Source organism: Kocuria flava (genome assembly GCF_001482365.1).
Classification (GTDB): Bacteria; Actinomycetota; Actinomycetes; order Actinomycetales; family Micrococcaceae; genus Kocuria; species Kocuria flava.
On record NZ_CP013254.1, the window covers coordinates 232557 to 245653 of the forward strand.

Below are 13097 nucleotides of genomic sequence, written 5' to 3' on the forward strand. Positions count from 1 at the left end.
GTGATGGTGGTGGTGCAGCTGAGTCCGCAGGAGAAAGCGGCACTGTTGCGCCAGCACCTCGACGACGGGGTGCCGCTGACCCGGCTCGTCGTCCACGCCCATGTCTCGGTCCGCACCCTGCAGCGCTGGGCCGCCGAGTACCGGGCGGATTCCTCGACGGCCGGACTGGAACGCCAGGTCCGCAGCGACCGCGGCCACCGCCGGCTGCCTCAGGAGCTGATCGCGGTGATCGAGGCCCTGGCGCTGCGCCGGCCGGCACCGACGACCACGTTCATCCACCGCCGGGTGTGCGATCTGGCCCCGGAGCGCGGCTGGGCGCCCCCGAGCTACTCGAGCGTGCGCAGCGTGATCGCCGCGATCGACCCCGGGCTGCGCACCCTGGCCCTGGAAGGAGACACCGCCTACCGGGACCGGTTCGAACTGGTGCACCGCCGGACGGCCACCAGGCCCAATGAGCAGTGGCAGGCCGATCACACCCTGCTCGACGTGGCGATCCTCGACCGCCGGGGGAACCCGGTGCGACCGTGGCTGAGCGTGATCCTCGACGACTACTCCCGCGCGGTCGCCGGCTACACGGTCTTCACCGGCGCCCCAAATGCGGAGCAGACCGCCCTGGCCCTGCACCAGGCCGTGCGGGCCAAGCCCGACCCGGCCTGGCCGGTCCAGGGGCTGCCCGAGGTGCTCTACAGCGACCACGGGGCCGACTTCACCAGCACCCGGCTCGAGCGGGTCTGCCTGGACACCCACATCCGGCTCATCCACTCCCGCGTCGGGGTCCCGCAGGGGAGGGGGAAGATCGAACGCTTCTACGGCACGATCACCACCGAGGTGCTCCCGCACCTGCCCGGACACATCCCGCACGGCACCGGCGGCACCCCCACCTCACCACCTGCCCTGAGCCTGGAGCAGCTCGACGCAGTGGTCCAGCGCTATCTCATCGAGGACTACCACGCCCGGGTGCACTCCGAGACCGGACAGGCCCCGGCCACCCGCTGGATCGGGGCCGGGTGGATCCCCCGAGCCCCAGCACGGCCGGAAGATCTCGACCTGCTGCTGCTCACCGCCGCGACCACCCGCATCGTCCAGCGCGACGGCATCCGCTTTCACGGCACCCGCTACATCTGTCCGGTGCTGGCCGCCTACGTCTCCGAGACCGTGACCATCCGCTACGACCCCCGCGACGCCGGCGAGGTGCGCGTCTACCACCAGGACACCTTCCTGTGCCGGGCGATCGCCCCCGAACTGGCCGCCGAGACCATCACCCTCCAGCAGCTGCAGCAGGCCCGGAGCGCACGGCGCAAGGAGTTGAAGCAGCAGTTGCGCGCCCGGCGCAGCCTCGCCGACGCCCTGCCCGCCGACGACCGCTGGGCACCACCACCCGCCCCGGCGCCGCGCCCGACCGCGGGCCCGCCGGCGGAGCCGGCGTCCCGACACCGGTTGCGGACCTATGCCACCGACTGAGCCGGACTCCTCCCGCAGCCTGTTGGGCAAGGGCGACGACGGCCGGCGCTTCCTCTCCGGCACGTTCGGGGAGATCAACGGGCTCACCTCATCCCCGCCCCCGGGCGCACCGGCGTTCTTGCCCACCCGGGAGCACCGCCGGTTCACCGAGTTCGCCGACACCGTCCGCACCCACCGCTACATCGGCCTGTGCTGGGGCCCGCCCGGGGTCGGCAAGACGCTCTCGGCCCGCCACTACGCCGGGGCCACCGAATGGGAGCAGTGGCAACGAGACCTGGGCGAGGACCGCGACCCCGGCCCCATCCCCGAACAAGTCCTCCAGGCCCGCACCGCGCTGTGGACCCCGACCGTCACCGCCAGCCCCCGACAGATCGACCAAGCCCTCCCGCGGGCCTGCCAGCAGATCTCCTACGCCATCGACTACCACCGCCACGGCCGCGTCGACCCGTTCGTGCACCCCGACTCCCGCTCCTCCGGGCTCACCGAGCTGCTCATCATCGACGAGGCCGACCGGCTCAAGACCACCGGCCTGGAACAAGTCCGCGACTACTACGACCGTCACACCCTCGGGGTGATCCTCATCGGGATGCCCGGTATCGACAAACGCCTGGGACGCTACCCCCAGCTCTACAGCCGTGTGGGCTTCGCCCACGAATACCGCCAGCTCACCCCCGAAGAGCTCACCGCCATCCTGGCCCGCCGCTGGCACACCGACGGGCTGGCCGGCGAGGACGACGAGTTCACCCGCACCGTCGCGATCGCCACCATCGCCCGGATCACCGGCGGCAACTTCCGCCTCGTCGACCGCCTCCTCACCCAGATCAAACGCATCCTGGAGATCAACCAGCTCGAGACCGTCACCCCAGAAGTCGTCGAAGCCGCCCGCGACGCACTCCTCATCGGCCACTGAGCGAGGAAGTGCGTCGCCACGGCACTCCGCCGATCACAAGTCGTTGCTGACCCTGCACGCCATCTGTGCTGGGTACGCCCGTCCATACGGTTCCAAGTCTGCGGCGGGATTCCACGGGTGAAGAAGAGCTATTGCTCCACGGTGTACTGGGCGTCGAGAACCTCCGCGAGCTGCTCCATATCGATCTTGCGCTCCGGAACCGAGCCCGCCTGTACTTCGGAATAGTCAGCGACGAACCAATTCCGGCCCTCCACGAAGTACACCGCGCCGGTGGATCCGGCCGCGCTGGCCAGGAGCTCGTAGACGTCGTCGCGGGCTTCGTCGTTGTCAAACCACAGCACTTCGACCGTGTTGGTGCACAACTCCGACTCGCCTGCGTCCTTACCAGACCCGGGGGACTTCACCGGTGGCTCCGATACGTCCTCCGAGCAGTCCACGACCTCGTCGACGGCCTGGTAGGTGGCATTCAAGGAGTCGAACGCCGGCAGATCCTCGGTGTCACTACTGCAACCAGCAACGACCCCGGCAAGCCCGAGCGCCGCCATCAAGGACATGTACTTTCTCGCGCGGTGCTTCATCATCGACACCCATCCAGTTCGCTTTCGCAATACCGTAGCCGATCAGGGGCACGTCCTCTTGAAGCCACCCCCGTGGTCGGAGCCCCGCGGCCGCAGCCCCAGAACGAAAAAACTCTTGTACGACGCGGTTCATGCCACCGAGGAAATCCCGAGAGCGTCATTTACCTCTGCGAGAAGACGGCCACTTATCTCTGCACCTCACACATGCGGGCGCAAATTTCTTCGGCGAGACGTCTCGCATCCCTTGGCTTCCAAGACACGGTCCAGTGCATACCGGTGGCTTCCTCATTATTGGAAGCAATGGAGACAATGACCTCGGTGTGATTAGTTAGGAGCTACAGGAGGAACGTCGCCGTTTGAGGGGTTCGACAAGAGAATGACTCCACCGGAAAAGGGGCCCTTCCCAAATGAGTGTGGGTAAGGGCCCAAGCGGGGTGCGTGTCACGGGGGTCGGGTAGGGGTCGAGGCCTCCAGGATGGGGGTGCTGAATCCAACCGTCCTCGAAGGCCTCGACGTGTCCCATGCTATGTGCGCGCCGGCGTGCGCGCTCTTCGACCTGCCCGATGTCCACGTGCTCACGATCGAGCGGCACCGCTCCTCGTTCACCCTGATGGTCGAGACCGTGCCGTCACTGGTGGGCTGTCCGGCTTGCGGGGTGCTCGCCGTCGGCCATGGCCGGGTGGCGGTGCTGCTGCACGACCTGCCTTGCGCCGGGGTGCCCGTGCGGGTGGTCTGGCGCAAACGCCGCTACCGCTGCCATGAGACGGCGTGCGAGGTGACGACCTTCAGTGAGGTCCACGAGCTGGCGGCACCGCGGGCCAAGCTCACCACCCGCGCGATTGCTTGGGCGGTGACGCAGCTGCGTTGCCACGACATCGCGGTCTCGGCCCTGGCCCAGATGCTCGGGGTCGCCTGGAACACCGTCTGGGACGCCATCACTCCGGTCATCGAGGCCCAGCTGGCCGCCGAGGACCGGCTGGCCGGGGTGAACGCCCTGGGCGTGGACGAGCACCTCTGGCGCCACGTGGGCCCACCCGGCACTGGGCTGGTCACCGGGATCGTGGACCACTCCCGCGGCGAGGACGGCCGGCCCCGGGCACGACTGCTGGATCTGGTGCCCGGGCGCACGGGGGCGGCCTACGGCGACTGGCTCATCGAGCAGGGACCGGCGTTCACGAGCGGGATCCGCACGGCGACGCTGGATCCGTTCCACGGCTACGCCAATGCCATCCGCGACGAGCTCCCGGAGGCGATCACCGTTCTCGACGCTTTCCATGTGGTCAAGCTCGGCGGGCAGGTCGTCGATGAGGTCCGCCGCCGCGTGCAGCAGGACACTCTGGGTCACCGCGGGAGAGCCGGGGACCCGTTGTACGGGATCCGCCGCACCCTGCAGATCGGCGCCGAGCACCTGACCGAGAGGCAGGTCCGCCGACTCAACACGAAGCTCGAGGCCGGGGACCCGCATCACGAGGTCACCCTTGCCTGGCATTGCTACCAGAAGCTGCGCGCGGTCTACCACGCCCGCCCCGAGCAGGGGCGCCGGCTCGTCGCCGAGATTCTCGGTGCCTTCCCGTCCTGTCCCATTCCGGAGATCGCCCGGCTCGGACGGACCTTACGCCGGTGGAAGGCCGCGATCCTGGCCTACTTCGATACCGCAGGGGCCTCGAACGGGCCCACGGAAGCGGTCAATGGCGTCATCGAGACCATGCGTCGCGTCGCCCGCGGCTTCCGCAACTTCGACAACTACCGGTTACGGGCTCTGCTCGCCGCAGGCGGTCATCGCCCCTGGCGGAGAACCGCTACCCACACTCAGCTGTGAAGGCCCGGAAAAGGCGCCAAGCGTGAAAATTCAGTAACGTGGGGTGACCTCGTTGAACAAGACGGCCCACGACCTGATCGACAACAATGACACGGTGGAGCTGCTCTACGATCGCGACCGACAGGTCATGGCACTACGTGCGGCTGATGAATCCGCCCCGCATGCCTACGCGGTCCGCACCGGCTCGAAGCGCGGTCCTGGACAGGCGATGATCGCGGCAACCGCGTTCACCGCTCACTACGATATCGATACCACCGCCACGAGGCGGTGGAAGCCTTTCGTGGAGGACGGCATGTTGTGCCGGGACTTATCTGAAAAAGGTACGGTTATTACCGGCAATCGCACCAAAAGCACGGCGTTGATAGATTCTGTTGCTAAGGATCATTCCTCGGTCGACGATGTTGTGGTTGATTCGCTGGCCGAAGACCCTTCCGACCCCGCTAGCGTCACGCTGACACCATCACTCCCCGATGTGGGAAATGAAAGGAACAGCCCCTATGGCTCAGAAAGTTGAAGTGCGCCTCGAGGATGACCTCGACGGCGGCCCCGCCGAGCACACCGTGACGTTCGCCCTGGACGGCAAGGACTACGAGATCGACCTCTCGAACTCCAACGCGGAGAAGTTGCGCGAAGCGCTGCGGCCCTACGTGGCCACCGGCCGCAAGGCCTCTCGCACTTGCGGCACCCGCAACGCCTGGACCCGCCCCCGAGCACTGATCCGGACACGGCGAAGATCCGCGCATGGGCCAAAGACAACGGTCACCCGGTTTCCGACCGCGGCCGCATCCACCAGTCCGTCAAGGACGCCTACTATGCCGCTCACTAACCCCTCTGCCGGTGGACACGTCCGCTGCCGCGCCGTTGCATAGCCCGTGCGCGTTTGGGCCCGGGTCATCTGACAGGATCTACTGCGGCTGCAGGGACAGAGGACGGCTCAAATGCGGAGGGGAAGCCCTGCACCCGATCCAAGGCCTTACGCCTTGCCATGGCCAGGAAGGCCTGCCCGCGGGCTGATTTCTCGCAGGCTACTGCGTTGCCGTCACGGTCCAGACAGAGACCGTCGCCGGGTTGACTGACGGAGACCGTCGCAGCCTCTGCCGCGCGGGCGGCGGAACAGTTGGCGTGGTTGCCCGTCGTGACCTAATCGGCCGGTGCAGGATCAGGAGACGGAAGCGCTGGCGCCACCGGAGCAGAATCCCGTGGTCCTGGAGCCAATACCGCAGGGGCCGGAGTGATGGACTCATACCCCACACCCCCCCGACATAAATGAGGACATGAACACAACCTGAATGAATGTTGATTATACTCAGAGGCGATTCGTCAGTGAATTGATTGTGTCCAATCTCATGGTCCGCAACGTTGAAGTCCCGACAGGTGGAAGTGATTTCCGCACTTATCTCGTACGGGGATATTATTCAGGTATGAGGACTATGCAGAACTCGAAACTAACAGTCGTCGGAGCTGGCAGCGTAGGGACCAGCATCGCCTATGCCGCCCTGATCCGAGGATCCGCCAGACATGTCGCCCTTTACGACATAGCCACCGAAAAAGTCGAGGCCGAGGTGCTCGATCTTGCGCACGGGACCCAGTTCACCGGCGCGAGCGACATCACCGGCGGGTCCGACCTCTCGGTTGTCGAGGGGTCCCAGGTTGTCGTTATCACCGCAGGCGCCAAGCAGAAGCCGGGACAGTCGCGCACCGAACTTGCCTCGGTCAACGCCGACATCATCTCCGGAATGATGCCTGATCTCCTCGCAGTCGCCCCCGATGCCGTCTACGTCCTGGTGACCAACCCCTGCGACGTGCTCACAGTGCTCGCGGCAGAAGCCTCAGGCCTGCCGCGGAACCGGATCTTCTCCTCGGGCACCGTGCTCGACACCTCGCGCCTGCGATGGAAGCTGGCCCAGCGCGTCGGCGTGAACACCAGCAGCATCCACGCCTTCATCGTGGGCGAGCACGGCGACACGGAGTTCCCCCTGTGGTCGGAGGCCAGGATCGGTCCCGTCCCGATCCTGGACTGGGAAACAGAGGACCACCCCCGCCTGACCGTCGATGAACTGCACCACATCGCCACCGACGTCCGTGATGCCGCTTACAAGGTGATCAAGGGCAAGGGGGCGACGAACAACGCGATCGGCCTGTCCAGCGCCCGCATCATCGAAGCGATCCTGCAGGACGAGAAGGCGGTGCTGCCCGTGAGCACGGTCCTGGAGGACTTTCACGGCATCGACGGAATAGCGCTGTCGGTTCCCTCCGTCGTGGGTTCCACCGGAGCCACACCGATTCCCAACACGCCGTTCTCACAGGAAGAGCTTCAGCTCCTCCATCGCTCCTCCGACGCCCTGGCCGGCGTCCTGGAATCGTTGCGCAACTGACCGGCCGTCATCCGACCCATCGCTCGACCCGTCGCTCGGCTTGTTACGACGGTAAATCATCTCCGCCCTTTTCCCGGCACACCCATGTCGCGGTGCCCTCGCAGAAAGGCGGCCCGCAAAGACATGAAAGCTTGAGGACGTGCCCTGATGTGGACCCAGACGACCGACCCCCTAGGCCTCTTGTGGCTGTCAGCCCTCGTGGCCGCACTCCCGATCGTGACATTTTTGCTGTGCCTGGTCGTGTTCAAGATGACGGGCATCAAAGCAGCAGGGATCGCTCTCCTTTTGGAAGTGCTCGTGGCCCTGTGGGTCTTCGGGATGCCGGCACCGTCCGTGGCCGGGGCAGGGTTGCTGGGCCTGCTGACCGCCATCTGGCCCATCGCCTACATCATCGTGATGTCGGTGTGGCTCTACAAACTAGCGGTCGCCAGCGGACGATTCGACGTGATCCGTTCCTCGATCGCGCAGATCTCAGCGGATCAACGAATCCAGGTCCTGCTGATCAGCTTCTCCTTCGGGTCGTTCTTGGAAGGAGTGGCAGGTTTTGGTGTTCCGATCGCCATCTGCGCCGCCATGCTGGTGCAGCTGGGATTCCGGCCGCTCAAAGCGGCGATGGTGAGCCTCGTGGCCAATTTCGCCGCCGGCGCCTACGGCGCCGTCGGCATCCCGGTGATCGTCGGCGCGCAGGTCGGCGGGGTGGACGTGATGGAGCTCTCCCGCGATCTGGTCCTCATCCTGCAACCGCTGACCTTTCTCATCCCATTCCTGCTGGTGGTGATCCTCGACGGCTGGCGCGGACTGCGGGAGACGTGGCCGGCGACCGTGGCGTTGACTGTGGTGTTCTCCCTCAGCCAGGCCGGCATCCTGATCTTCCTCGGTCCCGAGCTCGCCGCTATTGTGCCGGGCCTGCTGGGCATGGTGACTCTCGCGGCTCTGGGTCGGGTGTGGCGGCCTCGGCGGATCTTCCGCGAGGACGGCGTCGAGGCGCCCTCCCTGGAGCGGCACACCCCGGGTGAGGTCGTCGCTGCGTGGAGCCCGTTCTACATCCTCACGGCGTTCGTCTTCGTGTGGAGCACCCCGTACTTCAAGGGACTTTTCCTTCCCGGAGGCGCGTTGGACTGGTCCGTGCTCACCCTGCCCATCCCGGGCGTGACCGAGCAGATCACCACGGCCGCCGGCGCCGTCGTCGCAAGCACGTGGAGCTGGACCCCGATCAATGCCACCGGTACCGCACTTCTGCTGGCAGTGCTCGCGACCTACCTCACCACGTCGAAGATCACCGGAGCGATGTTCCTTGGACAGCTGCAACTCACGGTCCGCGAGCTGTGGCGGGCGCTGGTGCTGATCGGGGTGATCCTGGTTCTCGCGAACATCGCCAATCTTTCCGGAGGGTCAGCGAGCATCGGCAACGCCCTGTCGGCGGCCGGACCTCTGTTCCCCCTGTTCGCGCCCATCATCGGGTGGGTCGGGGTTTTCCTCACCGGCTCGGTCGTGAACAACAACACTCTGTTCGCTCAGCTGCAAGCGACAACGGCCAGCGAGATCGGCGTCGGTTCGACACTGTTGGTTGCCGCCAACACGGCCGGGGGTACTGCCGCTAAGGTCATCTCACCCCAATCGATCGCGATCGCAGCAGGCGCCGTCGGACTCTCCGGGCGGGAGAGCGAAATCCTCCGGGCCTCGATCGTCTACAGCGCCGGCCTGCTGGCCTTCATCAGCGTGTGGACCCTGGTGCTGTCCTTGACCGGGATCTCCCTCCACTGAGGCCAGCACGGCACCCTGGCCCTGCCCACAGGAGGGCCAGGACAAGAGCTCGAGACAACGAAAGGAAAGCAAGAGTGATGGCAGAGCAAGCAAAGCACATCGCGGTGGGGTACGACGGGTCCGAGTTCAGTGACCGTGCCCTGGACTGGGCGATCCGCGAAGCCGGGACCTTATCGGTGGCATTGAAGGTGGTGGTATCCCTGGGCCGTCCCGTAGCCGGGGAGCCCAGCGTTTACGGTGCTTTCTTGGAGTCCATCGAGGAAGAGGCCGAGCAGGTCGCAGAAGCCGCCGTGGCACGAGCTCGGGCTCAGGGCGTGAGGGCTGTCGGGGTGGTTCAGCACGGGGACGCGGCCGGGGTATTGGTGCACGAGTCGCAGACCGCTTCGGCGCTAGTGGTGGGCAAGCACGGCCGGCACGGAGTGCGGGGACGGGTCGGATCCGTCTCGGCTGCGGTGGCAGCCCACGCCAAGTGCCCGGTCATGGTCCTGCCTGCCCGCTGGGACCCGCAGGCCCAGACCCGTGAGGGTTCCTTCGCAGGCCAGGTCGTGATTGGGGTGGACAAGCTCGGGGCGGACAATCCCGCGGTCAGGGCCGCCGCCCAGTACGCCGAGGACCACGCCCTGGGCCTGGCGTTGGTCACCGTGGTACCCGAGGCGGTAAGCGTGCTTCCAGGATCGGTGGGAGCACACCAGGCAGTGCACGAGCAGCTCATCCGCTCCTCCCAGTCCTTGGTGGAGCGGGTCGCTGAGGAGATCTCATCGGAACATTCTGGGCTGATGGTCGAGACGTCGGTGCTGTCCGGTGTGCCAGCCGACCAACTCCTCGAAGCCAGCCGATCGGCTGAGATCGTGGCCGTGGGCAGCCGCGGCTACGGCGGGTTCCGAGGTCTGCTCATGGGCTCGGTCTCCCAGGCTGTGCTCAACGACGGTGAGAGCCCAGTCATGATCGTTCCCACCCACCAGGACAACTGATCCGGGCAACGTCCGGTGAAAGCTGCCGCCGCGACGTCGTCATGGGGTGGCCGTAGGTGCGCCCCCGGCGCGGACTGTTGGGGTGGCGGTTGGGGTTCGGTCGCTCTGTTGCCTCGCGGCACCACTGAGTGCCCGGCGCATGTTGTCACGACAGAGACCGTCCTTTGTGAGGCGTTCATCATCGGAGGCACTTCCTCATGACGGTGGCGCCGGTCGTGCTCACGGCAGGACCACAAGGAGGTGCGCATCGGCCCGGTCGAGGGCTTCCTGACGGCAGAGTCACGCTCGATGAGGTGCGCCGGTGTTCGGGCTGTCGGGGATGACCCGAGGATGCCCGGCCCCGGAGGCAGCTCGGGGCAGGTTCTGATGTGCTTAGACTGGGCGTGATGCGGCTGAGCCTGCAGCGGGCAGGACTTCCCGGTGTTGCAGGTTGTGGGTGTCGGTCGTGACGGAGATTCCCTGTCAGTTGGGAGCTGCCATGGTACAGCCCACCGTCCGTCCTCGTTCCGCAGCCCCGCACGGGCGCAGCCCGGCAGCGGTGCGTCCCCGTGGACCGTCGAACGTCACGGTCAAGGTGGTCATGGCCGTCACGGGCGGGGTCTTCGCCTTGTATGTGCTGGTGCACATGATCGGCAATCTGAAGATCTACCAGGGGCCGGAGCACTTCAACGACTACGCGCACTGGTTGCGCGCGGCCTTCGAACCGGTGTTACCCCACGAGGGGTTGTTGTGGATCGTGCGCGGGGTGCTGGTGGTGTGTCTGCTGGCGCACGTGTACTGCTCGGCGCTGTTGGTAGTGCGGGCTCGTCGTGCCCGGGGTGCCTTTCGCCGCAAAGGTCTGGGACGGGAGGCGTTCACCGCCCGGACCATGGCGAGCACCGGTGTGATCCTGTTGTTGTTCACGGTCTTCCACGTCCTGGACCTCACCCTGGGTGCTCAGCCGATGGCCCCGGACGATTTCCGCGCAGCGAGCACTACCTCCAGCGACGCCTACCACAACACGGTCGCCAGTTTCAGCCGGCTACCGGTTTCCCTGTTCTATATCCTGGCGATGCTCGCCCTGGCCGCCCACCTGATCCACGGCATCGTGAGCATGGTCGTGGATCTTGGGATCGCCGGCGGGCCCAAATTCTGGAGGATCCTGCGTCTCGTGGCGCTGGTGATCGGACTGGGCGTAGCGATCGGCAACATCACCATCCCCATCGCCGTTCTCACCGGAGGACTGACATGAGCGTCCGAACCACCACACAGTCCTCGCCGGCGCAGAGCACCACGGAGGGTCAGGTGCTCGACGGGCGCGCTCCGGGTGGGGATCCGGCCACCGCTTGGGGGCGGCGCAAGCTGGAGTACCGGCTGGTCAGTCCGTTGAACCGCCGCAAGTTCACCGTGATCGTCGTGGGCACGGGCCTGGCCGGGGCCGGATGTGCGGCCGCCCTGGGAGAACTGGGGTACCACGTGGTGGCCTACACCATCCACGACTCCGCCCGGCGGGCCCACTCCGTGGCCGCCCAGGGCGGGATCAATGCAGCCCGAGCTCGGAAGGTCGACAACGACTCCCTGGAACGCTTCGTGAAAGACACCATCAAGGGCGGAGACTTCCGCGCCCGGGAAGCCGACTGCTTCCGGCTGGCGGAGGAGTCCGTGCGCGTCATCGACCACGCGACCGCCATCGGCGCTCCCTTCGCCCGCGAATACGGGGGACAGCTACGCACCCGCTCCTTCGGCGGCGTCCAGGTCTCCCGGACCTTCTACACCCGAGGACAGACCGGCCAGCAACTGGAAGTGGCCGCGTTCCGGTCCCTGCAGCGCCAGGTCGCCGCGGGCACCGTGGAGCTGCGCACCCGCCAGGAGATGCTCGACGTGATCGTGACCGACGGCCGGGCCCAGGGCGTGGTGACACGCGATCTGCACACCGGGCAGATCGAGGCCCAGACCGCCCACGCGGTGGTGCTGGCCACCGGCGGATACGGCAGTGTGTTCCACAAATCAACGCTGGCCCGCAATTCCAACGTCACCGCCGCCTGGCGGGCGCACCGCCGGGGCGCGTATTTCGCCTCGCCGTCCTTCATCCAGTTCCATCCCACCGCCCTGCCGGTCAGTTCCCGGTGGCAGTCCAAGACCACGCTGATGAGCGAGTCCCTGCGCAACGACGGACGGATCTGGGTGCCCGCCCGCCCCGGCGATGACCGCTCCCCCGGGGAGATCCCTGAGCAGGAGCGCGACTACTACCTGGAGCGCAAGTACCCGGCCTACGGCAATCTGGCCCCGCGCGACATCTCCTCCCGGGCGGCACGGGAGCAAATCGCGGCCGGCCACGGGGTGGGCCCGTTGCGCAACAGCGTGTACCTGGACTTCCAGGACGCGATCGACCGGTGGGGGATGCAGGTCATCAAAGAGCGCTACGGCAACCTCTTCGAGATGTACTTCGACGCCACCGGCGAGGACCCTTTCACGGTGCCGATGCGTATCGCCCCGGGCGCCCATTTCGCGATGGGCGGGCTGTGGAGCGACTACAACATGATGACCAGCATCCCGGGCCTGTTCGTGGCCGGGGAAGCCGGCTGGGGATACCACGGGGCCAACCGGCTGGGCGCCAACTCCCTGCTCTCGGCGTGCGTGGACGGGTGGTTCACCCTCCCCTACGCAGTCCCGGACTATCTGGCGGGCCAGCTGGGCCAACCGGTGCTCTCCGTTCAAGACCCGGCGGTGCAGGCGACGATCTCGGCGGTGCAGCAGCGCACCGATCGGTTGCTGTCCATCGGCGGTACCCAGGGCGCGGACCGGTTCCACGCCCGGCTCGGGGAGATCCTCTACACCGGGTGCGGGGTCAGCCGCTCCGCTGCCGGTCTGACCGAGGCACTGGAGCAGATCCGGGGCTTACGCGAACAGTTCTGGGCCGATCTGCGAGTACCGGGCCGCGGGCACCAGCTCAACCAGGAGCTCGAGCGCGCCGGACGGGTCGCCGATTTCCTCGACATGGGCGAGCTGATGTGCCTTGATGCCCTGGACCGGGAGGAGTCCTGCGGGGCCCATTTCCGAGAAGAACACCAGACCCCCGAAGGGGAGGCCCTGCGCGACGACGCGAACTGGTGCTTCGTCTCCGCCTGGGAACACACCCCGGGAACGGACAAGGTCCATCCGGGCCTGCCCGTGCGGCACACAGAGCCCCTGGACTTCACCGTGGTCCAGCTACAGACCCGCAACTACACCTAAGGGGCG

General features: G+C 66.7%; 10 protein-coding genes and 2 pseudogenes. 10 read left to right on the forward strand and 2 right to left on the reverse strand.

What is annotated here, in order from left to right; genetic code table 11:
- Positions 1-45: 45 nt before the first annotated feature.
- Together AS188_RS01060 and AS188_RS01065 are read left to right on the forward strand one after the other, a co-directional pair.
- Entirely contained in the window at positions 46-1461 is a 1416-nt protein-coding gene (locus AS188_RS01060) for a Mu transposase C-terminal domain-containing protein (RefSeq protein WP_236945020.1), read from the forward strand.
- Positions 1448-2371: an AAA family ATPase gene (locus tag AS188_RS01065; protein ID WP_083529124.1), complete on the forward strand. Its 924-nt coding sequence runs from the start codon at positions 1448-1450 to the stop codon at positions 2369-2371. Before AS188_RS01060 ends, AS188_RS01065 begins: the two co-directional genes overlap by 14 nt.
- A 128-nt stretch (positions 2372-2499) precedes the next feature.
- Here AS188_RS01065 and AS188_RS01070 read toward each other — a convergent pair whose 3' ends face one another.
- Entirely contained in the window at positions 2500-2952 is a 453-nt protein-coding gene (locus AS188_RS01070; protein WP_058857289.1) for a hypothetical protein, read from the reverse strand.
- A gap of 478 nt (positions 2953-3430) precedes the next feature.
- On the opposite strand from AS188_RS01070, the gene AS188_RS01075 reads away from it, so the two are divergent.
- The 3 genes and pseudogenes from AS188_RS01075 to AS188_RS16300 all read left to right on the forward strand — a co-directional run bounded on the left by AS188_RS01075 (position 3431) and on the right by AS188_RS16300 (position 5594).
- On the forward strand, positions 3431-4768 hold the full coding sequence (locus AS188_RS01075) for an ISL3 family transposase (RefSeq protein ID WP_186815390.1): 1338 nt from the start codon (positions 3431-3433) through the stop codon (positions 4766-4768).
- A gap of 43 nt (positions 4769-4811) precedes the next feature.
- Positions 4812-5282 (forward strand): hypothetical protein, encoded by a 471-nt coding sequence (locus tag AS188_RS16745; RefSeq protein ID WP_147050637.1) that lies wholly within the window; start codon positions 4812-4814, stop codon positions 5280-5282.
- A pseudogene (locus AS188_RS16300) lies at positions 5266-5594 on the forward strand (histone-like nucleoid-structuring protein Lsr2). Before AS188_RS16745 ends, AS188_RS16300 begins: the two are co-directional and overlap by 17 nt.
- Positions 5595-5659: 65 nt before the next feature.
- On the opposite strand, the pseudogene AS188_RS17800 reads toward AS188_RS16300, so the two are convergent.
- Positions 5660-5842, reverse strand: a pseudogene (locus AS188_RS17800) (hypothetical protein); the annotation flags it as partial.
- Between the two features lie 347 nt (positions 5843-6189).
- Between AS188_RS17800 and AS188_RS01080 the strand changes: the two are divergent.
- From AS188_RS01080 to AS188_RS01100, 5 genes are all read left to right on the forward strand, one after another.
- On the forward strand, positions 6190-7143 hold the full coding sequence (locus tag AS188_RS01080; protein WP_058857290.1) for an L-lactate dehydrogenase: 954 nt from the start codon (positions 6190-6192) through the stop codon (positions 7141-7143).
- 147 nt (positions 7144-7290) lie between these two features.
- Positions 7291-8907, forward strand: coding sequence for an L-lactate permease (locus AS188_RS01085; protein WP_058857291.1), 1617 nt, complete (start codon positions 7291-7293; stop codon positions 8905-8907).
- Between the two features lie 77 nt (positions 8908-8984).
- Entirely contained in the window at positions 8985-9878 is an 894-nt protein-coding gene (locus AS188_RS01090) for a universal stress protein (RefSeq protein WP_058859639.1), read from the forward strand.
- A gap of 580 nt (positions 9879-10458) precedes the next feature.
- Positions 10459-11109 carry a succinate dehydrogenase cytochrome b subunit gene (locus tag AS188_RS01095; protein ID WP_236945021.1) on the forward strand — a complete coding sequence of 217 codons (651 nt, stop codon included), beginning with the start codon at positions 10459-10461 and terminating at the stop codon, positions 11107-11109.
- Complete coding sequence (locus AS188_RS01100; protein WP_058857292.1) at positions 11106-13091, forward strand: fumarate reductase/succinate dehydrogenase flavoprotein subunit; 1986 nt, start codon at positions 11106-11108, stop codon at positions 13089-13091. Before AS188_RS01095 ends, AS188_RS01100 begins: the two co-directional genes overlap by 4 nt.
- Positions 13092-13097 lie beyond the last annotated feature (6 nt).